At 63.4% G+C, this 21,589-nt stretch carries 21 protein-coding genes; 6 read left to right on the top strand and 15 right to left on the bottom strand.

The annotated features are described in order from the left end of the window. Positions 1-76: 76 nt before the first annotated feature. The 4 genes from ccmD to ccmA form a co-directional block, all read right to left on the bottom strand. Positions 77-343, bottom strand: a complete 267-nt coding sequence (gene ccmD, locus NH396_RS08640) for a heme exporter protein CcmD (protein ID WP_253062998.1) — start codon at positions 341-343, stop codon at positions 77-79. Further along, entirely contained in the window at positions 340-1,107 is a 768-nt protein-coding gene (locus NH396_RS08635; RefSeq protein ID WP_253063185.1) for a heme ABC transporter permease, read from the bottom strand. The genes ccmD and NH396_RS08635 overlap by 4 nt, the downstream gene beginning before the upstream one ends. Before the next feature lie 165 nt (positions 1,108-1,272). Then, positions 1,273-1,995 (bottom strand): heme exporter protein CcmB, encoded by a 723-nt coding sequence (ccmB, locus tag NH396_RS08630; protein ID WP_253062996.1) that lies wholly within the window; start codon positions 1,993-1,995, stop codon positions 1,273-1,275. After that, entirely contained in the window at positions 1,992-2,759 is a 768-nt protein-coding gene (gene ccmA / locus NH396_RS08625) for a cytochrome c biogenesis heme-transporting ATPase CcmA (RefSeq protein WP_253062994.1), read from the bottom strand. Before ccmA ends, ccmB begins: the two co-directional genes overlap by 4 nt. A gap of 473 nt (positions 2,760-3,232) precedes the next feature. Here ccmA and NH396_RS08620 point away from each other — a divergent pair, with 473 nt between their 5' ends. Further along, positions 3,233-3,709 (top strand): LexA family transcriptional regulator, encoded by a 477-nt coding sequence (locus NH396_RS08620; RefSeq protein ID WP_043333703.1) that lies wholly within the window; start codon positions 3,233-3,235, stop codon positions 3,707-3,709. A 26-nt stretch (positions 3,710-3,735) separates the two neighbouring features. Then, positions 3,736-4,362 (top strand): YigZ family protein, encoded by a 627-nt coding sequence (locus NH396_RS08615; RefSeq protein ID WP_253062992.1) that lies wholly within the window; start codon positions 3,736-3,738, stop codon positions 4,360-4,362. A 110-nt stretch (positions 4,363-4,472) separates the two neighbouring features. Here NH396_RS08615 and NH396_RS08610 read toward each other — a convergent pair whose 3' ends face one another. After that, entirely contained in the window at positions 4,473-5,102 is a 630-nt protein-coding gene (locus NH396_RS08610) for an NAD(P)H-dependent oxidoreductase (protein ID WP_253062990.1), read from the bottom strand. Positions 5,103-5,255: 153 nt separating this feature from the next. Further along, positions 5,256-6,221, bottom strand: coding sequence for an MliC family protein (locus NH396_RS08605; RefSeq protein WP_253062988.1), 966 nt, complete (start codon positions 6,219-6,221; stop codon positions 5,256-5,258). Positions 6,222-6,693: 472 nt separating this feature from the next. On the opposite strand from NH396_RS08605, the gene NH396_RS08600 reads away from it, so the two are divergent. Continuing rightward, positions 6,694-7,605, top strand: a complete 912-nt coding sequence (locus NH396_RS08600) for a LysR family transcriptional regulator (protein WP_253062986.1) — start codon at positions 6,694-6,696, stop codon at positions 7,603-7,605. 239 nt (positions 7,606-7,844) lie between these two features. Here the strand turns inward: NH396_RS08600 and NH396_RS08595 are convergent, their stop codons facing one another. The 4 genes from NH396_RS08595 to NH396_RS08580 form a co-directional block, all read right to left on the bottom strand. Next, complete coding sequence (locus NH396_RS08595; protein ID WP_176676068.1) at positions 7,845-8,051, bottom strand: cold-shock protein; 207 nt, start codon at positions 8,049-8,051, stop codon at positions 7,845-7,847. 214 nt (positions 8,052-8,265) lie between these two features. Continuing rightward, positions 8,266-8,715 carry a lipocalin-like domain-containing protein gene (locus NH396_RS08590; RefSeq protein WP_253062984.1) on the bottom strand — a complete coding sequence of 150 codons (450 nt, stop codon included), beginning with the start codon at positions 8,713-8,715 and terminating at the stop codon, positions 8,266-8,268. 24 nt (positions 8,716-8,739) lie between these two features. After that, complete coding sequence (locus NH396_RS08585; protein WP_253062982.1) at positions 8,740-10,401, bottom strand: ATP-binding protein; 1,662 nt, start codon at positions 10,399-10,401, stop codon at positions 8,740-8,742. Between the two features lie 3 nt (positions 10,402-10,404). Then, positions 10,405-11,115, bottom strand: a complete 711-nt coding sequence (locus tag NH396_RS08580; protein ID WP_176676065.1) for a winged helix-turn-helix domain-containing protein — start codon at positions 11,113-11,115, stop codon at positions 10,405-10,407. 600 nt (positions 11,116-11,715) lie between these two features. On the opposite strand from NH396_RS08580, the gene NH396_RS08575 reads away from it, so the two are divergent. The 3 genes from NH396_RS08575 to gnd all read left to right on the top strand — a co-directional run bounded on the left by NH396_RS08575 (position 11,716) and on the right by gnd (position 17,298). Beyond that, complete coding sequence (locus NH396_RS08575) at positions 11,716-14,616, top strand: ribonucleoside-diphosphate reductase subunit alpha (protein WP_253062980.1); 2,901 nt, start codon at positions 11,716-11,718, stop codon at positions 14,614-14,616. 277 nt (positions 14,617-14,893) lie between these two features. Then, positions 14,894-16,147, top strand: coding sequence for a ribonucleotide-diphosphate reductase subunit beta (locus tag NH396_RS08570; protein WP_253062978.1), 1,254 nt, complete (start codon positions 14,894-14,896; stop codon positions 16,145-16,147). 167 nt (positions 16,148-16,314) lie between these two features. Next, a complete protein-coding gene (gene gnd / locus NH396_RS08565; RefSeq protein WP_253062976.1) occupies positions 16,315-17,298 on the top strand; it encodes a phosphogluconate dehydrogenase (NAD(+)-dependent, decarboxylating) in 984 nt (327 codons plus the stop codon). 167 nt (positions 17,299-17,465) lie between these two features. Here gnd and NH396_RS08560 read toward each other — a convergent pair whose 3' ends face one another. The 5 genes from NH396_RS08560 to NH396_RS08540 all read right to left on the bottom strand — a co-directional run bounded on the left by NH396_RS08560 (position 17,466) and on the right by NH396_RS08540 (position 21,589). Next, positions 17,466-18,002 (bottom strand): retropepsin-like aspartic protease, encoded by a 537-nt coding sequence (locus NH396_RS08560; protein WP_253062974.1) that lies wholly within the window; start codon positions 18,000-18,002, stop codon positions 17,466-17,468. After that, the gene (locus NH396_RS08555) at positions 17,999-18,496 is read right to left on the bottom strand and encodes a hypothetical protein (protein WP_176676060.1); all 498 of its coding nucleotides are present in this window, start codon (positions 18,494-18,496) and stop codon (positions 17,999-18,001) included. The genes NH396_RS08560 and NH396_RS08555 overlap by 4 nt, the downstream gene beginning before the upstream one ends. A gap of 26 nt (positions 18,497-18,522) precedes the next feature. Beyond that, positions 18,523-19,188: an ankyrin repeat domain-containing protein gene (locus tag NH396_RS08550; protein WP_253062972.1), complete on the bottom strand. Its 666-nt coding sequence runs from the start codon at positions 19,186-19,188 to the stop codon at positions 18,523-18,525. Between the two features lie 341 nt (positions 19,189-19,529). Beyond that, positions 19,530-20,894 carry a HAMP domain-containing sensor histidine kinase gene (locus tag NH396_RS08545; protein WP_131431216.1) on the bottom strand — a complete coding sequence of 455 codons (1,365 nt, stop codon included), beginning with the start codon at positions 20,892-20,894 and terminating at the stop codon, positions 19,530-19,532. Further along, positions 20,891-21,589 carry a response regulator transcription factor gene (locus NH396_RS08540; RefSeq protein WP_253062970.1) on the bottom strand — a complete coding sequence of 233 codons (699 nt, stop codon included), beginning with the start codon at positions 21,587-21,589 and terminating at the stop codon, positions 20,891-20,893. Before NH396_RS08540 ends, NH396_RS08545 begins: the two co-directional genes overlap by 4 nt.

Here is a 21,589-nt window from a genome sequence, read left to right as displayed (position 1 = left end):
GGGCTCGGTCAGGGCAAGGGACGGTCAAGCCTCTCGCGATCAGCGGGACAACAGCCGCGGGAGGGAGAAAACAGGTTCAATCACGAGAGGTGTGGCGCGAAGCCTGAGGTGACGAACGATGCGCAGCGTGGCGTGAAGCAGGGTGCGAAGAATGACGGGAAGCGTCACGGCGCAGCCGGCGACGGATATCCGCCTCCAGCGCGCGACGCGACAGCCGCGTGGCGATCACCAGCCCCATCAGACACGCCGCCGTCAGCCCCCAGGCCGACCACACATACAGCGCATGGCCGCCCATGGCGAAGAACTCGCTGACACTCGAGAAGGCGATGCCCGGCAGGTTCATGATTTATCCCCTTCTGCCGCGACCACCGCAGCATCGGGGCGCGCACGCGCAGACGGACTCAGCAGATCACGCACCCACTGCTTGCGACTCTCGCGTCTCAGCACCTCGAGCCGCGTGCGCATCAGCACCAGCGCGCCGAACAGGGCGTAGAAGCCGATCACCATCAGCAGCAGTGGAATCCACATGCTGGCCGGCATCGGCGGCGCTTCGCTGAGCGTGAAGGTGGCCGGTTGATGCAGTGTGCTCCACCAGTCCACCGAATACTTGATGATCGGGATGTTGACCATGCCGACCAGCGCCAGGATCGAGGCCGCGCGCGAACCGCTGTCACGGCTGGCGAAGGAGCCACGCAGCACGATCACGCCCAGATACAGGAACAGCTGAATCAGCATCGAGGTCAGCCGGGCATCCCAGATCCACCAGGTGCCCCAGGTGGGAATGCCCCACACCGAGCCGGAAAACAGTGCCAGAGCTGTCATCAGGGCACCGACGGGCGCGGCGGCCGTGGCCACCATGTCCGCCAGCTTGATCTTCCACACCAGGAAGAGCAGCGCGCACACCGCCAGCAGCATGAAGCACGACTGGGCGAGAATCGCCGCCGGCACATGCACATAGATGATGCGGAAGCTGTTGCCCTGCTGGTAGTCGGCGGGCGCGAAGGCCAGTCCCCAGACACTGCCGGCCACCAGCGAGATGATCGCCAGCGCCCATAGCCACGGCAGCCAGCGCTGACTGGCCGCGAAGAAGGTCGCCGGTGCACCCATGCGATGCAGCCACGGCCATAGCCCGCCCTTGCGGGGACGAACCTTGCGGGCAGGCGCTTGAGGAGAGTCGGAGTCGGCGGTCACACGGGCCTCTTGTCAGGGGTAATGAAGAGCCTTGCGAATGCCCGAGCATGCTCGGGCAGCGTCATGCAGTTCTTGATCGGGCTAGCCATTGATGCTCAGCCTGAGTCCGGCGGCGATGGCGAGTGGCGCCATCAGCAGGGCCAGCGCCAGCATCGCGCCCAGAATGGCCAGATGGGCCAGGCTGGGCATGCCGTTGACGGCGCTCTGTACGGCACCGGCGCCGAAGATCAGCACCGGAATGTACAGCGGCAGGATGATCAGCGAGAGCAGTACTCCGCCACGCCGCAGCCCCACCGTGAGTGCCGCACCGATCGCGCCGATCAATGACAGGCTCATGCTGCCCAGCGCCAGCGAGGAGATCAACACGCCAAAGGCGCCGCTCGGCAGTCCCAGCATCACGCCCAGCAAGGGTGCCATCAGCGCCAACGGCAGGCCGGTCAGCAACCAGTGGCCTACCACCTTGGCCAGTACCAGCAACGGCAATGGCTGCGGCGTCAGCAGCAGTTGCTCGAGACTGCCGTCCTCCAGATCCTGTCGAAACAGACCATCCAGTGACAGCAGCGTCGCCAGCAACGCCGCCACCCACAACAGGCCCGGCGCCAGCGTCGCCAGCAGCGCCTTGTCCGGGGAGATGCCCAACGGAAACAGCGTGATCACCAGGGCGAAGAACACCAGCGGATTGATCAGCTCACTGCGTCGGCGCAGCGCCTGACGCAGGTCGCGCGCGAGGGTCGCCTTGAAGGCCCCGGCCAGCGAACCGGTGGGCGGGGCCTCGGGCAATGCCGTCAGTAGCTCATGGTTCATGCCGAGGCGCCTTGTGTCGAGGCTGTGTCTTTCCCGCCCACACCCTGCTCTGAACCCTGCTCTAGCCCCTGCTCGGCCTTCACCCCTTCCTTAGCGCCCAGGCACAAGCGGCGCAAGCGCGAGGCCTGCGAGAAGCGATGATGAGTCGTCATCACCACACCGCCCCCACGCTGGGCGTGAGCCAGCAGCAATGCTTCCAGCGCCTGAACGCCGTCGCGATCGATGGCGGTGAAGGGCTCATCGAGCACCCACAGCCGGCGTGGCGTCAGATACAGCCGCGCCAGCGCGATACGTCGCTGCTGACCGGCGGAAAGCTGCTGGGCAGGCACATCCTCGAAACCGGCCAGCCCTACGGCATCCAGCGCCGCCCAGGCGATCTCGCTGCAGGCCTCTGACTTCACCTGCGGCTGACCGCCAAGCGCCTGATACCAGGCAAGGTTTTCCAAGGCGGTCAGGGTGCCCTTGATGCCGGGCTGGTGACCCAGATAGAGCAGTGAACCCAGAAAGTCGTCACGCACCCGCGAGGAAGGCTGGCCGCGCCAGAGCACCTCGCCCTCGTAGTCATGGAACTGACCGGACAGAATCTTGAGCAGGGTCGTCTTGCCACTGCCATTGGGGCCCTCGACCTGCAGGATCTCTCCCGCATGCAGCGAAAGATCCAGCCCCTCGAACAGCCAGCGCTCATCACGCTCACAGCCGAGCGCCACGACCGCCAACAGAGGCGGCGCGCTACTGACTTCATCGCTGGCAGGCTGGCTGGGCATCCCGGATTCTCGCGGCTGAGCCGTCGCGGAGTGCGACATCAAAGGCAGACCCAAGGGTCACTGCGAGCCATTCTACGAGCTGAGGTCGACACTGACCACCGAGCAGCCGATCGCCTGGTCTCGCAGCCCCACCATGACGGGCAGTCAAGCACTCGAGAAATATATCAGCGACATGTGGTGCACATTCATACGACACACTTTCGCTGGAGTGGCGCCGGTCGATCCGCTGACCTCTTGCCACTTCGCGAGAGCTTGCTATGATGCAGGCACTGTATACAAAAACAGTATCCATACAGTACCTTCATCACACGCCTGCCGAGTGCAGGCACAGACTGATCGGGTCGGCTCAACGCGTTGTCAGCATGTTCGCGGAGCCTAGCAGGCGACAGATGAACTCAGCCTGACGACCCTCCACGCTGCATCGCAGGCCGACGCACCTTCCGCGCCGACCGCACGGCATCAGGGGATTGCTCATGTCACGTCTTCACGCTCCGCACTACCTTCAGCGTCTTCACAACCTGCCGCTCAATGACCAGGCCTGGCAGGAAATCACCGCCAGCGACATGATGGATATCCCGCTGCTCGGCAACATCACCGCCGGTATGCCCATCGAAGCCATCGCCGACTGCGGTACGGTTGCCGTGCCGACGCGCATGGTGCGCCGCAATACCTACGCCCTGCGCGTGCGCGGCCATTCGATGATCAACTGCAACATCCATGATGGCGACATCATCATCATCGAACGCAGCGAAAGCGCCGAGAACGGCGAGACTGCCGTGGTGATGATCAACCAGCAGGAAGTGACGCTGAAGAAACTGTATATCGAGAAGACCGGCGTGCGCCTGCAACCGGCCAACGACAGCATGGCCCCCATCTATCTCAAGAATGCCGATATCGAAGTGCTGGGCATGGTAATGGGCGTGGTGCGCGGCAACGCCGTCACTCACTGAGAGCGACGCTTTGATAAGATGGTGCCATGACCTATCAGATACCGGCACTGGCGCCCGAGGCGCACCATGAACACAGCATCGAGATCGAGAAGAGCCGCTTCATCGCCTGGCTGGCCCATGCCCCGACGCCAGACGGCATGACGCGGCTGCTGGCGCAGGCGCATCTCGCCCATCCCAACGCGCGCCACCACTGCACGGCGTTCATCGCCGGGGCACCCGATGAGCAGAATGCCATCGGCTTCTCCGATGATGGCGAGCCGGGCGGCACTGCTGGCAGGCCGATGTATCAGGTGCTCGAAGGCAGTGGCGTCGGCCAGGTGGCCTGCGTGGTGATTCGCTACTTCGGCGGCATCAAGCTGGGCACCGGCGGCCTGGCGCGGGCATACAGCCGCGCGGTGCTCGAGGCGCTTGAGCACCTGCCCACCACGACCTTCACGCCGCGCACGCCCAGGCGCCTGAAGGTCGGCTTCGCCCATGAAGCCGATGTTCGCCACTGGTTGAATGGCTACGATGTGCCAGTGGATGCCAGCGACTATGGTGCTGATGGCGTAGTGTTGACGGCGGGCTGGCCGCAAGGTAGCGCCCAGCCGCCGCTGGAAGAACTGCATGCGCGTCTCAAGGGAGCGCTGGAAGTGCTCGACTCCCGCGACTGACCTGCACCAGCGACTGACCGGCGCCAGCGATTCCCTTTGGCTGTGCACAAACACGAACGCCATCACCGCCCGGACAAGGGGCGGCGATGGCGTTCGTGTTTTCACTTCTCTCAGCGGAACTGCAGAGCTTGCACCTGATTGGCGATGGCAGCCTTGGCCTCGGCCAGTGAGGCGGCCCTGGACTCATCGCCCATGTTGAGGCCTTCGGCATACACGAAGTGCTGATCCGTGATCCCCATCAGCCCGAGCATGGATTTCAGGTGCGGTGTCTGGGAATCCATTTCAGTGCCCGCATATATCCCGCCACGTGCTGCCAATACCAGTGCCTGCTTGCCTTCCAGCAGACCTACCGGCCCCTTCTCGGTGTAACGGAAGCTCTCGCCGGCACGCAGCACTCGATCGAACCACGCCTTCATCTGTGTTGGCAGGCCCAGATTGTAGAGCGGTGCCGCTACGACCAGCAGATCGGCCGCTTTCAGCTCGGCCAGAAATTCATCGGACAGTGCGGCGAGCTTGCGTTGCTCGGCGCTGCGCTCATCCGCCGGCGTCATCCAGGCCTGCATTTCCGCACTATCAAGGTGAGGGAGATCGCGCTCGACCAGATCATGATGCGTCAGCTGAAATGGCTGTCCGGAGGCCTCGAGCGCACTGACAAAGGATGAGGCCAGCGCACGTGAATTACTCTTGTCGGCAAACAGGGAAGCAGACACCAGCAGGACATTGAGTGAGTCTTTAGACATGTGGAGGGTCTCCATGAAAGTGAGGCGCGATCCTGTCGACGGTGTTCGACCCGATCCGCATGCACAGCATGATAAATGAACCATTGCACACGAAAAGCGACTTAAATCGCCCATATCATTCGAAAAAAGCGAACGATTAGTCAGTCATCAGCCTTATTCGACTGCCGACGGATAACGGAACGCCTCGCCGCAGCCCCTCAATTCCTGCCCCGCAATCGTCAAGGTCGCCGTCAACGGATAGGGCGCACCCTGCATGGAATCGAAGCAGGCGCCCGGCGCGACCACCAGCTGCAACAGCTTGCCGTCAGCCGGGAGCTCCGCCTTGAGCACACGGCTATCGTTTGCCTCACGGACGACTCGATAAGGCAGCTTCACCACCTGGACACCTGACGAGCGCGCGCCAGCCTCCGCAGAGCGCTCGGATGCCTGCGCCTCGTGCGGCGACTCGAGCAAGCCCTGCATGGCCGTCAGCGTCAGCAGGTTGTGCTGGCTGTCGAGACTAACCTGCCAGCCCGGCTCATTGCCCTGCGCCACCAATAGCGGCTTCTGCGTCGTCGGATGAATCACGCGCCGATCATCCTGCACACATTCCAGATTGCCGCGGGCATTCTGCAGCATCGCCTCGGCCCCCTTGAACCACACCTCCAGTCCCTCTTCACCGGGCAACGCCTTCACATCACCAGACGCCTGCTCGGCCGGCGATGCACCGGCATTGGCCTGATAGCGCTCGCCCGAGGCACTGACGACCCGCTCCAGGGTATAGGCATGCCGCCGCGACCACAGTCGCAACCAGTCATGCGATGCCTCGGCGTCGCCTTCGCTGAAGGCCATCAGCAGATCCTGCGCCGGAGTACAGCGCCACACCTGATACTCACTCGCCCGGGGCGGTGGCAGAAAGCTGGCGGGCAAAGTCACGGCAGCAGCCTTGCCCAGCGATTCCGCACTGGGCGGCGCAGGCTTCTTCACCACCTCATGCACCACGGGACCCGGGTCCTGTGCGGGGGCCGGCACCTTGAGCGGATGCTGGCCAGCATCCGCCCCTGTCGTGGCGTCCTGACTCCACGGCAGAGAGGTACATCCGGCCAGCAGCATGGGCACCGCCAGAGGCGACAGGCGCAAGCCCGCTCGACCGGCAGCGATCATCCCTGGCGTGAGACTCGCGGCCCACCTATGGGGCAACGCATGAAAAATGACAAAAAGGCGACAGCAATGACGTGACATGATGAACCCTCCCTGGGCATGTCGGACGACAAGAGGCAGCGCAGCACTCTCGCGATGAGACACTGCGGCATGGCTGGACTTCAAGGCGGAGACGGCGGCCTTCCTGGCGCACCCTGCCAAAGTCTATCAAGCGCAGTGAGGCTTGTGGGGATGGGAATACACTGAGGGTACAAGGCGCGCGCCCTGCCAGCCTTGCATGACACCCTCTGCAAGGCTGACTCTGGCATCCTTCGTTTTCCACCACCCCAAGTGATACGCCAATCGCCATGAATATGAGACAGTGTCATGAGCGCCCTCTGGCAGCCGCACGTCATGATGGTGACCTTCCACGACGTACCTTTTCAACCTCTCAACATGAGCACCATTCATCATGCTTGAATTGCGCCATCTGCGTACCCTGCTGGCCCTGCGTGATGCAGGCTCGCTGGTCGAAGCCGCGGAGCGTGTCCACCTCACCCAATCCGCCCTCTCCCATCAGCTGAAGGACCTCGAGGAGCGCCTGGGCGCGCCACTGTTCATCCGCAAGACGCGCCCCGTGGAGTTTACCCGCGCCGGACAGCGCCTGTTGTCGCTGGCAGAGCAGGTACTGCCGCAATTCCGCATGGCTGAGCGCGACATTGCCCGCATGGCGGGAAGCGAACAGGGCCGGTTGCACATGGCCATCGAGTGCCATAGCTGCTTTCAGTGGCTGATGCCGACGGTGGATCGCTTCCGCGATCACTGGCCGGAAATTGAAGTCGATATCCCCTCGGGCCAAAGCTTCGCCCCCCTGCAGGCATTGGGCCGCGAGCAGCTGGACCTGGTCATCACCGCCAATCCGGTGGAGATGACCGGCATCCAGTACATTCCGCTGTTCCGCTATGAGGTCATGCTGGCCGTGGCACGCCAGCATGCATTGGCCATCAAGGGCCATGTGGAGCCGCAGGACCTGTGCGATGAGACCTTGATCATCTATCCGGTCGAGCATGATCGCCTGGACGTGTTCACCCAGTTCCTCGAACCGGCCAACGTGAGCCCGCGCGAGATCCGCAGCGCCGAGATGACGGTGATGATGATGCAGCTGGTCGCCAGCGGTCGCGGCGTCACGGCGCTCCCCAACTGGGCGCTGGCCGAGTATCTGACGCGCGATTACGTGCGCGGCCTGTCGTTGGGCGACGGTGTCTGGGCGACACTCTACGCCGCCGTCAGAGAAGACCTGCTCGGCACGCCGTGGATGGACGACTTCCTGCGTACCGCTCGTGAGACATCATTCGAGGTGTTGAGTGGCGTGAAGCCTGCCTGATACCCGGATCTCAGCGCCTACGCGGAATGGATACACGAAAGCCCCACCACTCGATGCCTTGCGGCCTGCCGAGTGATGGGGCTTCTTGTCAGTACTGTTCAATGCTTGTTCGCGTCATATCACTACAGCTTGCGCCCAAGACCTTTTCTTCAGCACAAACAGAACCGCCCCAGCATGAGCTGGGGCGGTTCTTGACATCTATCATCTCAAGCGGAAAGGCATTCCGCAGAGAATGATGATCAGTCGAGAGCCTTGACGTTGGCTGCCTGCAGGCCTTTCTGGCCCTGGGTCACGTCGAAGGAGACCTGCTGGCCGTCCTGCAGGGTCTTGAAGCCTTCAGCTTGGACTTCGGAGAAGTGAACGAACAGATCGTCACCACCGTCAGCCGGAGCGATGAAACCGAAACCTTTAGCGTCGTTGAACCACTTAACTGTACCTGTAGCCATGAGAAATTCCTCTCTGATCAGCATGTTTGAAATAACGGGCATTACCCGAGGAGCGTGGGCAAAGCAAAACCATGCATCAAATCAGCGAGGCTTCTCGGGGCGCTCAAGGCGATTTGCCGAGCAGCACAGGCGACTGAGTGGTGCGTCTTGCTATCCAACAAGAGCTACATTGCACGCTAACCCATGACCACGTCAAGCCTTTTCGACAATCACCTCACACGGTCGTCAATCGATGCCACTCCAGCCATGTCAGAAATCCCCCTTCCGGCAGCTGCAGATTCGGCGCATCGGTCCCCAGCAGCAGGCGGTCTCCCTCGAGCATGACGCGCCGCACAAGCGTCACCTCATCCCAATCGGCGATCGTGGCCAACGACAGATGATGGCAGACCTCTTCCCGCTCACTGTTCCACTGCCAGCGCCCACAGTAGGCAAAGCCCTCACGAAAGGCGGCGACCAGCTGATCATCCGTCGGCGCCATCCCCAGAGGCTGACGCTCACAGGACACCAGCTGCACGCTCATATAGCCATTGGCCATGTAATGCAGCTGACCCTTGCACTCGCCCAGCGGCTCCAGCTCGCGTCCATCCGGCCAGGCATACCAGAAACGCTCGAGCCGCCATGCGCCGATCAAGTCAGGATGCAGTGACAAGGAAGATTGCCGCATGGCCAATTCCTCAAACGGTCGTGATCAGGTGGCGTGCTCGTCCCGGGGTGACGGCGGCTTGACCGGCGGCAAGGGCACAGGCGCCTTGCGCTCCAACTGGCTGGAGGTCAGTGGCAGCAACAGGCTGAAGCGTGCGCCCTTGAGCGACCGGCCCTTGTCCACCACCACGCTGCCACCGTGGGAATGCAGGATCTTCTGCACGATGGAGAGCCCCAGCCCGTAGCCGCCGGACGCACGCGTACGCGAATCATCCAGGCGCGCGAAGGGCTTGAAGACCTTCTTGCGATCTTCCTCATTGATGCCGGGGCCATCGTCTTCGACATCGAGCCTGACCACCTGCGGGTCACTGGTGATACGCACCAGCACACGGGAATCCGCGTGCCGGCAGGCATTGGAGACCAGATTCTGCAGCGCCCGCTGCAGATAGCGTGCCTCGGCCTCAACTTCCAACCCCTCGCCTTCGATGCTCAGCAGCAACTCAGGATGCAGCGGCGCCAGCGTCTCGCAGACCTGCTCCGCGATCTCGCGGCAATCCACCATGCCGAGGTCCAGCTGGATACCGGCGGCATTGTTGAGGCGCGCGTAGGTCAGGATCTCGTCGATCAGCTTGTCGAGTTCCTCGATGTCGCCGTCTGCGCCCTTTATCTGACGCTGGACGAAATCATCCTCGACCATGTCCTCGATCATCTGCAGCGCGAAGCGGATACGCGCCACCGGCGTACGCAATTCATGCGAGACCGCCCGAATCATGTCCTGCTGCGCGCCCAGCAACCCTTGCACCCGCTCGGCCATGCCATTGAAGGCCATGCCGAGACGCCCGAGAAAGTCATTGGACTCGATGCGCACCCGCGTATCGAGATAGCCGCCCGCGATTCGGGTCGCGGCCTTTTCCAGACGTGTCAGGCGTGCCTCGAGTGAACGCACCACCAGATAGATGACGCCGCCCAGCAGACTGATGACCGCCAGTATCATGGCGATGATCAAGGCTGGCGGTGTCGTCTCGAAGCCGCGGATGGGCCCGACCTTGAGCATGGCGCGGTCACCCAGACGAGTATAGAGCGCCATCGCCTGACCGTGACTGGCCACGTTGAGCACCACCCGACCGGCCTCCAGGCGACTAGCCTGCTGCGCATCGAGATTCTGCGGAATGTCCGGCAGCAGCGCGAAGGACAGACCGGAGGCCTGCTGCAGTTGGGCCAGCAAGTCGCTGCGCTGCTCGGCACTCATGGGCTGCAGGGTGTCATGCAGCGACACCATCAACCCGCGCAACTGCCGCTCCGCGAGATGCAACAGACGGAATTCCAGCACTCTCTCTTCGCCCGGCACCGCCATCAGCAGCTGCCAGCCGGCATCATCATGGGGCCGCACCAGCGGCCGCCCAGCCTCAAGGCGGCGCTGCTCCCACCAGCTGAGATCAAAGACCGCCGCCGGTGCCAGCAACAACCGCCCATCCAGCAGCCGGGCGGTCCGATTGAGGAAGTCCCCGCGCTCAGCTTCCGGTGTGGCCGCGATCTGGCTCACCAGCAGGCGCATCGGCGCCGCCCCCAGACGTGTCTGGTAGGCCTCCAACCGGACCATGTTGGTCAGCTGAAAGCCGCCCAGCGCGATGCCCAGCGTGAGCACCAATGCCACCAGCAAGGCGATATAGACACGCAGGAAGATGCTGTCGGAGAGAGCCCGGCGCATCGTCTAGAGGTCCTTGACGAACAGGTATCCCTTGCTGCGCACCGTCTTGATCCGCTCAGGATGATTGGGGTCATCGCCAATCTTGGGGCGGATGCGCGAGACACGCACGTCGATGGAGCGGTCCTGGCCGTCGTACTTGATGCCGCGCAGCGCAGAGAAGATCTCCTCACGCGTCAGCACGCGGCCCGCATTCGAGGACAGCAGCCACAGCAGGTCGAACTCGGCACTGGTCAGTTCGATACGTTCGCGCGCCAACCATGCCTCACGGGTGGCGTTGTCGATCTCGAGATCATTGAACACCAGGCGCGTCTCACCGGCGGGCACCTCGGGGCCATCGGCGCGACGCAGCAAGGCCCGCATGCGTGCCAGCAGGACACGCGGCTGCACCGGCTTGGGCACGTAATCGTCGGCGCCCATCTCCAGACCCAGCACCTGATCCATGTCATCGGTACGTGCCGTCAGCATCAGGATCGGCCCGGCGAACTGAGGCCGCGCGCGACGACAGATGGACAGGCCATCCTCGCCCGGCAGCATCAGGTCCAGAATCACGATGTCGGGGCGCAGACTGATGATCAGGTCCACCGCCCGCGCGCCGTCATTCTCGACGCTCACGCGGAAGTTGTTGGCTTCGAGGTATTCGCGCGTCAGTGTCGCCAGGCGCTCGTCATCCTCAACAATCAATACATGTTCTTGCGCATTGGTATCCAAGGGCATTCCATCCGCATCGTTGGGTCAACGTGGCCAGCAGCTCACAAGCAGTTACTTTCCTGTGCCACGTCGTAACCTTTTCAGGGTGATTTGTCACGAATGATACGCCAATTTAGGCGTTTACGCGCCAGCAGCGCAGGCACCATCTGCATTGACGCAGCGCAGAAAATTTAACACCTGAACGCTTGACATCCCCCAGCGGCAAGGCCGGATTTTCAACCACACCTTACCCACAAGTTATCCACTTGCACGCCCCATCAAACAACACTATCTTGTGTCCAAAATCAGCTTACACCCCATATGTAGGGTTTTGGCGACGTCGACGCCCATAGATCATGGCGACGATTGTCAAGCCCCGAAAGCATGAATCAGCGTATGGGACGGCAGTCACGCAAGGCTGCCGAATCCGTGTCTCATGAACGCTATCAGGCTCAGTCCGGGTGATGATTGCCCCGCCTGAGCCTGATCGAGTGTCTCGACGACAAAGCTGACGACGACAGAATGCCCCCGGGGCGCAGGCAGGAATTTCCAGCCTGCGCCCCGACACGAATTGCCCTCGAGCCCTAACGGGCAACGATTCACCTTCAGACGATTCAGGAAGGCGTCATGGATTCCACTTTCAGCACCGATCAGGCGACAGTCGACGTGACCGCACCTCAGCGCCTGCGCGTCATCAAGCGCACTGGCGATGTCGCGCCCTTCGATGCCAGCAAGATCTCCGTCGCACTGTCCAAGGCGTTCATCGCCGTGGAAGGCGACCAGGTCGAGTCCAGCTCGCGTATCCGCGATCTGGTCCAGCAGCTGACCAGCCAGATCACCGATGCCTTCCAGCGTCGCATGCCTGACGGTGGCACCCTGCACATCGAAGACATCCAGGATCAGGTCGAGCTGGCATTGATGCGTTCCGGCGAGCACAAGGTGGCCCGCGCCTATGTCCTGTACCGCGATGAACACGCTCGCGCCCGCAGCGCCCAGAGCGACGGTATCGCCAAGCCGCACCCGACCATCAACGTCACGCACCTCGACGGCAGCGTGCGTCCGCTGGATCTGGGCCGTATCGAGACCCTCGTCTTCGATGCCTGCGCCGAGCTCTCCAACGTCGATGCCCAGAAGATCGTCGATGACTCCCTGAAGAATCTGTACGACGGCGTGCCGGTCGATGGCGTGTCCACCGCGCTGATGATGACTGCGCGTACGCTGGTCGAGAAGGACCCGAACTACACCTACGTCACCGCCCGCCTGCTGCAGGACAACCTGCGCCGCGAAGCCTTGAGCTTCCTCAAGGTCGCTGACGAGGCCACCTTCGGCGAGATGAAGGACCACTACCCGGTCGCCTTCAAGGCCTACATCGAAAGCGGTATCGCCTTCGAGCAGCTGGACGAGCAACTGGCCACCTTCGATCTGGAGCGTCTCGGCGCGGCCATCGATCACACGCGTGACAACCAGTTCACCTACCTCGGCCTGCAGACCCTGTATGACCGCTACTTCCTGCACCAGAACGACGTGCGCTACGAGCTGCCGCAGGTCATGTTCATGCGTGTCGCCATGGGCCTGTCCCTGAACGAGGAAGACCGCGAAGGTCGTGCCATCGAGTTCTACGAGCTGCTCTCCAGCTTCGACTACATGGCTTCCACGCCGACGCTGTTCAACGCCGGTACCCGTCGCAGCCAGCTGTCCAGCTGCTACCTGACCACCGTGCCGGACGCCCTCGATGGCATCTACGGCGCCATCCGTGACAACGCCATGCTCTCCAAGTGGGCGGGTGGTCTCGGCAATGACTGGACGCCGGTGCGTGCGCTGGGGTCCTACATCAAGGGCACCAACGGCAAGTCCCAGGGCGTCGTGCCCTTCCTGAAGGTCGTCAACGACACCGCCGTTGCCGTCAACCAGGGTGGCAAGCGCAAGGGTGCCGTCTGTGCCTATCTGGAAACTTGGCACATGGACGTCGAGGAATTCCTCGACCTGCGCAAGAACACCGGTGATGACCGTCGCCGTACCCACGACATGAACACCGCCAACTGGGTGCCGGACCTGTTCATGAAGCGTGTCTTCGATGACACCGAGTGGACCCTGTTCTCGCCGTCCGACTGCCCGGACCTCCACGACCTGTACGGCGCGGCCTTCCAGGCGCGTTACGAGCAGTACGAGGAGATGACACGTCAGGGCCAGCTGAAGCTTTACAAGCGCGTCAAGGCGCGTGATCTGTGGCGCAAGATGCTCTCCATGCTGTTCGAGACCGGCCACCCGTGGATCACCTTCAAGGACCCGTGCAACCTGCGCAGCCCGCAGCAGCACGCCGGTGTCGTGCACTCGTCCAACCTGTGCACCGAGATCACCCTCAACACCTCCGAGGACGAGATCGCGGTCTGCAACCTGGGCTCGATCAACCTGGCGCAGCACATCGTCGACGGCAAGCTGGACGGCGACAAGCTCAAGAAGTCGGTGCGTACCGCCGTGCGCATGCTCGACAACGTCATCGACATCAACTACTACGCCGTCCCGCAGGCGCGTCGCTCCAACATGCGTCACCGCCCGGTCGGCCTCGGCATCATGGGCTTCCAGGACGCGCTCTACGCGCAGTCCATCGCCTATGCCTCCGAAGAGGCCGTGACCTTCGCCGACGAATCCATGGAACTCGTCAGCTATCACGCCATCGAAGCTTCCAGTGATCTGGCCGCCGAGCGTGGTCGTTACGAAAGCTTCGACGGCTCGCTGTGGAGTCAGGGCATCCTGCCGATCGATTCCATCGAGAAGCTCAAGACCGAGCGTGGCGCCGACTACATCGAGATGGATGAAAGCCAGACTCAGGACTGGGACTACATCCGCGAGAAGGTCCGTACCCAGGGCATGCGCAACTCCAACGTGATGGCGATCGCGCCAACCGCGACGATCTCCAACATCTGTGGCGTCTCGCAGTCCATCGAGCCGACCTACCAGAACCTGTTCGTCAAATCGAACCTGTCTGGCGAGTTCACCGTGGTCAACGCCTACATGGTCAATGACCTCAAGGCGCGCGGCCTGTGGGACGAGGTCATGATCAACGACCTCAAGTACTACGACGGCAGCGTGCAGCCGATCGAGCGCATCCCGGAAGACCTCAAGGCGCTGTACGCCAATGCCTTCGAAGTCGAGCCGAAGTGGATCGTCGAAGCCGCCTCGCGTCGTCAGAAGTGGATCGACCAGGCCCAGTCCCTGAACCTGTACATCCAGGGCGTGTCCGGCAAGAAGCTGGACGTGACCTACCGCATGGCATGGTTCCGTGGCCTCAAGACCACCTATTACCTCCGTGCTCTGGGCGCGACCGCCGTGGAGAAATCCACCGTAGATCGCAGCAAGCACAACGCCGTCGGCAACGCGCCGACTCCAACACCGGCTCCCGCGCCGACACCGGCACCGGAAGCCAAGCCGGAACCGCGCGGCATCGAAGACTTCCTGCAGGGCAAGAGCGGCCAGCGCGCCCCCTCCGCCAGCAACATCGATGAATTGGGCTGTGAGGCCTGTCAGTAAGCGATTGCGCCAGATCCGAGTCCGTTGACGCTGACTCACCGCCTGCAAGACATGCTTTGCAGGCGGACTGCGGCAAATCCACAAGACCGAGCCTGGCTCGGTCTTGTGCCGCCACCAACAATCACTGCCTCCTGACATTCCCTCGAAACAAGCCCGGGCCTGACTCCCTTCCGGGAGCCACGCCACTCGATGGCGCTCGCGTCGTAGAACGCACCGCCCCTGCCTTTTCGTCACGCTGACTGCCCGCGTGACCATCACCGAACACGAGGAACGCAACATGTTGAACTGGGACGATTTCCACGAGGACGAAGCCCCCGCTGCCGAGAAGCCGGCCGCTGCCAAACCGGCACCGCAGCCCGAAGCTCCCGCTGCTGCCCCGGCGGCTGACGCTGTCGTCGCGAGCGAGAACAGCGAAGGCTATACGGTCAGCGAAGCCGAGCGCATCGCCCGCGCCCAGCAGGCGCTGGACGATCTCGACGTGGCCAAGGGTCTGGAAGAACTGGAAATGGGTGCCCAGCGCATTCAGGTCGACGAGAAGCGCATGATCAATGCCCGCGCCGACGTCAACCAGCTGGTGCCCTTCAAGTACGACTGGGCATGGCAGAAGTACCTCGACGGCTCCGCGAACCACTGGATGCCGCAGGAAGTGAACATGAATGCGGACATCGCGCTCTGGAAGAGCCAGGACGGCCTGACCGAGGACGAGCGTCTGATCGTGATGCGCTCACTGGGTTACTTCTCCACTGCCGACTCGCTGGTCGCCAACAATCTGGTGCTGGCCGTCTACAAGAACATCACCAACCCGGAGTGCCGCCAGTACCTGCTGCGTCAGGCCTTCGAAGAGGCGATCCACACCCACGCCTACCAGTACTGCATCGAATCACTGGGCATGGACGAAGGCGAAGTCTTCAACATGTACCGTGAAGTGGACTCCGTGGCGCGCAAGTCCGCCTGGAGCCTCAAGCACACCCAGGCGCTGGCGCGTGCCGACTTCCACACCGGTACACCGGAAGCGGACCAGGAATTCCTGCGCAACCTGATCGGCTTCTACGCCGTCACCGAAGGCATCTTCTTCTACTGCGGCTTCTCCCAGATCCTGTCCATGGGTCGTCGCAACAAGATGACCGGCGTCGCCGAGCAGTTCCAGTACATCCTGCGTGACGAGTCCATGCACCTGAACTTCGGCATCGACGTGATCAACCAGATCAAGGTCGAGAACCCGCACCTGTGGACCACCGAATTCCAGGACGAAGTCACCCAGATGATCCTGGAAGGCACCCAGCTCGAGATCGAATACGCGCGTGATACCATGCCGCGCGGCGTGCTGGGCATGAACGCGGCCATCATGGAGGAATACCTCCACTTCATCTGCAACCGTCGCCTCGCGCAGCTGGGCCTCAAGGAGCAGTTCCCGGGCGCCAAGAACCCGTTCCCGTGGATGTCCGAGATCATCGACCTGCGCAAGGAGAAGAACTTCTTCGAGACGCGCGTCACCGAATATCAGGTCGGCGGTGCCCTGAGCTGGGATTGATCGCTGATCACTCCCTCTCCCGGAGACAGGCACGCGACTGACGCCTGTCCCTGATGAGCACTGAAGCGGGCCATGTCATTGATATGGCCCGTTTTGCGTCCAGCGTCCGCACAGGGTAGGCTTCGCGCCGTCCCGACTCTCCCCGGCTTCACGTGAAAGGAACGAACATGCAACTCGGTATCATCGGACTCGGCCGCATGGGCGGCAATATCGCTCGTCGCTTGATGCGCAATGGCCACGAAGTGGTCGCCCATGATCGTGACGCGGCAATCGCCCAGTCACTGGTCGCCGACGGTGCGACGCACGTCGATAGCCTCGTGGAGCTGGTTAAGCAGCTCGAGGCCCCGCGCGCCGTCTGGGTCATGCTGCCGGCTGGCGAGATCACCGAGCAGACCATCGCCACGCTGGCCGAGCTGATGGAAGCCGGCGACACCATCATCGATGGCGGCAACACCTTCTACAAGGACGACATCCGCCGTGCTACGGCCCTCAAGCTGAAGGGCCTGAACTACGTCGATGTGGGCACTTCCGGCGGCGTATGGGGCCTGGAGCGCGGCTACTGCATGATGATCGGCGCCGAGAAGGCCGTGTTCGAGCATCTCGAGCCGCTGTTCGATACCCTCGCCCCGGGCTATGGCGATCTCGAGCGCACCAAGGGCCGCAACGCCCCGGACGAGCGCGCCGAGCGCGGCTATATCCACGCAGGCCCGGTCGGTGCCGGTCACTACGTGAAGATGGTCCACAACGGCATCGAGTACGGCCTGATGCAGGCCTACGCCGAGGGCTTCGAGCTGATGCAGAGCAAGGGCTCCGAGGACCTGCCGGAAGATCAGCGCTTCGACCTCAATCTGGCCGATATCGCCGAGGTGTGGCGTCGTGGCAGCGTGGTGTCTTCCTGGCTGCTCGACCTGACCGCCCAGGCACTGGCCGGGGATGCGCGTCTGGACCACTACAGCGGTGCCGTCTCCGACAGTGGCGAAGGCCGCTGGACCGTCGATGCCGCCGTCGAACAGGGTGTCGCCGTGCCAGTGCTGGCCAATGCGCTGTTCTCGCGCTTCAGCTCGCGCAAGGAGAACACCTATGCCAACCGCCTGCTGTCGGCGATGCGCTTCGGGTTCGGCGGTCATGTCGAGCCGCCCAAGAAGGACTGAGCGCCTGCTCTGACACGCCAGACGTGAAACGCCCCGCTCATGGAGATCATGAGCGGGGCGTTGTCGTTTGCGGGGCCTGCTGCCAGGGCGGTGGAGTGTCAGCCGCCCTTTCTGCCAGCCCTGTCAGCCCTGTCAGCCCTGTCAGCCATCTATAGCAGCCACTGGCGTTATCGGTCATCGCCATCCACCGGCGTCAACGTCATCTGTTGACCGCGCATGTTGATATCGAACTCCCCCAGGAAACTCATTCCCAGCAGCATCACCTCATCGTGCATGCCCGGCACGATGGCCCCGCGCACCTCGCGCTGGCTGAGCCCCGCCAGGCTGACGGTATCCAGTGTGGTCAATGCGCCGTGACTGACGCCATTGGCGGTGGTGAAGCGCGCATCCCGCCCGCGTGGCAACTGCAGGCGCTCGGCCAGCGCTTCGGACACCGAGACATAGGTGGCGCCGGTATCGAGCAGGAAGGTCACCGGCTCACCATTGATCGTGCCGGGGGCCACGAAGTGCCCAGAGCGATTGCGCGACAGCGCCAGTGGCTCTCCAGATGACAGCGACTGGCCAGCCAGCGAGGCATTGGGCCGGGTGCGCTCATCAAGCTGGCCCTGAAACCACCACACCAGCATGGCGAGAATCAGCGCCCAGCACACCACCAGCATGCCGACACCATAACGGCGGGTCGCGCCGCCCCCTGAATCACTCATCCACCACCACCCCGCAACAGCAGGCGCAAACCGACGGCGCACAGTGCGAAGCCGAGAACCAACGGCACCCCGATCAACCAACCGCGCGTCCCCGGCAGGCTGGCCTCATGTGGGGCATCGAGGCGATAGACCAGCGCCACGTTCTCCCCCACGGCGGGTGTCGGCGAGGGCACCGCCAGCGGCGAGATGATCTCGTGCCAGCCATCACGCTGATCCTGATAACGCACCACGGGCGCATACTGGATCGACTCGATATTGAAGCGCCCGCCCGGCGGCAGCCCCGCCATCGCCAGGGCCTCATCCTCGCTGAGCCTGCCGCCCTTGGGCAGATGGATCGGGCCACGCCCTTCGACGTGCAGCGTGCGGTCGTGGTTGATGACCTCGCCCATCACCTGTGCGCTGTTGCGGGAGAAGGACTGCGCCTGCTGCCAGCGATAGCCGCCGAGCAGCAGCAAGGCGATGCCGATGATGATCAATCCCCAGGTCAACGCCATGCGATGCCTCCTTGTGGTCGGTGCCATCATGCACGACGCGGTGCCGAGGTGCGGGCCTGGACGTGGTCGCTCACATCATGGGCAACGCCCTGCTCGTGTCCGCCGGCCGCTTCCAGCCTCGCGCTTAGCGCATCGAACTGACGCCAGCGCGCATGCGCCAGTGGCGTGACACCTTCGGCGTCCGCCAGATTGACGTCGGCACCGTGGGCCAGAAGCTGCTCGACGACCTGCTGATAGTCAACGCCGCCATCCCCCAGCAACACGGCCTCGATCAGCGCCGTCCAGCCGAGCGTATTCTGGTGATCGACGTCGACATCGGTCTCCTCGAGCAGCTGACGGCAGATATCGGCATGACCACGCTCACTGGCCGACATCAGTGCAGTGGAAGAGAAGCGATTGAGCACCGTCGCCGAGGCACCATGCGCCAGCAGCCGGCTCAGACAACGGCCATAGCCGAGCGCAGCGGCGGCCAGCAGGGGGGTATCGTGCAGGGCATCGGTCTGCTCGCAATCGGCGCCAGCGGCCAGCAGGGCCTCCACCGCCTCCGGCTGATTGGCCTGCACCGCGACCAGCAATGGCGTGCGCCCGCGATAATCCACGTCATTGACGCGCTCGTGCGCATCGGGAGCGGCCAATGCCTGTGCCAGGCCCTCCAGATCGCCATGCTGAGCACACATTGTCATGTCCTTCATCACCACCTCCTGACGCCCGGCAACGGATGCTGACTCTCTGACAGCCTATGCGATCCTGAGCGTGACCGTTAGCCCCACCAGCGTTCAATCGGCACCTTGAGCCTCACCGATCAGGCACGACGTGGCGAATGACAGGCAAAAAAAAGCGCTCCCGAAGGAGCGCCAGTTCGTCATCACCGCAGGGCGCGGCAGACGAGACTCAGAAACGAAGCCCGTCCAGCTGCCAGCCGGACATCGTCAGAATACGGTGTCGCCCTGGCCGTGCCCAATCATCTCTCGGGATGGCTGTGATAGGCCTTGACTATCAAGACAAGAGCGCCGATAAACGAACCGACGCCCTGTCACTCCGTCGGCTGCGCCCCGACCAGCGGGGAGCTCGGCAACCAGACGCGTGCCGCCAGCCCGCCCAGGCTGGAGCGCTCCAGTGCCAGCTCGCCCCCGTAGAGCGCCATCAGATCATCGACGATCGCCAGCCCCAGACCGGAACCTGAGCGCCCTTCATCAAGACGTGCCCCACGCCCCAGCGCGGCGGCGCCCTCTTCTTCATTCATGCCGGGGCCATCGTCCTCGATGATCAACAGCACGCCGCCATCGCGGGTCTCGCTGCTGACGCGGACCTGCTGGCGAGCCCATTGCAAGGCGTTCTCGAGCAGGTTGCCGACCATTTCCTGCAAATCCTGCGGGTCGACCCGCACGCTGGCGTCGTCCTCCAGCGCCAGACTGAGCGTGATGCCACGCCGACTCGCCAAGCGCCCGAGCCCCTCGAAGACCGGCCCCGCCGCCTCACGCAGGCTGATGCGCCCGCTGAGATGCGCGCCACCCGCGGCACTGGCACGCGCCAGGTGGTGGCGCACGGCTTCATCGATGCGCTTGAGCTCGGCGTCGATCCGCGCGCGGTCCTCGCCGTCAAAGCGCTCGGACTGCGCCTTGAGCACGCTGACCGGCGTCTTGAGGGCATGCGCCAGATTGCCGGCCGCCGCACGACCGCGCTCGATCAAGCGCTGATCACGCTCGAGCACGGCATTGATGGCGCGGGTCAGCTCGGTCAGCTCCGGCGGCAGGCGGGTCTCTTCCAGCCGTTCCGCCTCGCCATCGGCGACCTTCTTGAGGCGAGCCCGCAGGCGACGCAGTGGCGCCAGCCCCCAGCTGATCTGCGCGGCAGAGCCGCACACCAAAAGCGATGCCAAGGCCACCAGCGCGCCCGCCAGCAGCCACTCGAAGCGCGCGACCTCGGCGTCGACCTCACTACGACTGGCCGCCACCATCACGTGCAGTGGCTGGTTGCGGCCGGGCAGACGAATATCACGCTCGAGGGAGCGCAGCACCTGATGGCGCGGGCCCTTGAGGTCACGGCTGATGATGACGCCCTTGTCCATGTCTTCCAGCGGCGGCAGGCGCTGGTCCCACAGCGAGCGCGACGTCAGCACATTGCCGTTGCGATCGGAAATCTGCCAGTACCAGCCCGAATAGGCCTGGTCGAAGCGTGGGTCGCCCAGCGAGCGTGTCAGGCCGGGGCGGCCCTTCTCGCGGTCGAACTGGATGGCGGCGATCAGCACCTTGGACAGCGACAGCAGGCGCTGGTCGAAGGCGGTGGTCACGGCGTCACGGAAGCTCCAGGCCAGACCGAGTCCGGTCAGCGGCATGACGATCAAGGCAATGACCAGCGAGCCGCCCAGCAAGCGGCGGCCGACGGACAGTGGCTTCATGCGTCGGGGCCATCCGTCGGCGCCTGTGTCTCGGCATCCGGATCACGCAGACGATAGCCACGCCCGCGCAGCGTCTCGATGCGCTCGGCACCCAGCTTGCGACGCAGACGGCTGATCTGCACGTCGATGACGTTGGAATCGGGTTCATGGTCGCGGTCATAGACATGCTCGACCAGTTCAGAACGGCTGACCACACCGGGCACGGCGTGCATCAGGTGCATCAGCAGACGCGTTTCCTGGGCGGTCAGCGACACGGGGCGCCCCGCCAGACTGACGGTACCGCCGTGGGTGTCACAGGCCAGATCGCCCAGCTTGAGCACGGGGTGGGCATGGCCGCGTGATCGACGCACCAGCGCCCGCAGACGGAAGATGACCTCGGCGGTCTCGAAGGGCTTGGTGACGTAATCATCGGCGCCGGCAGAGAAGCCGGCGGCCTTGTCAGACCAGCGCTCCCGCGCGGTCAGCACCAGCACCGGCACCTCGATGCCGGCTTCCCGCCACTGGGACAGCCAGCGGGTGCCGTCGCCGTCCGGCAGACCGAGATCCAGCACCACGGCATCGTAGCTCTCGGTCTGGATCAAAAAGTCGGCGTCTCCCCCGGTGGTGGCATGCTCGACCAGTACATCGGCTTCCTCCAGGCGCGCCATCAGTGCTTCGGCCAACGGCATGTCATCTTCAACCAGCAATATCTTCAT

This window comes from Cobetia sp. Dlab-2-AX, from assembly GCF_024124625.1.
GTDB lineage: Bacteria > Pseudomonadota > Gammaproteobacteria > Pseudomonadales > Halomonadaceae > Cobetia.
Note: the sequence above shows the minus strand (reverse complement) of the source record. Positions and strands in the feature narration are given on the sequence as shown.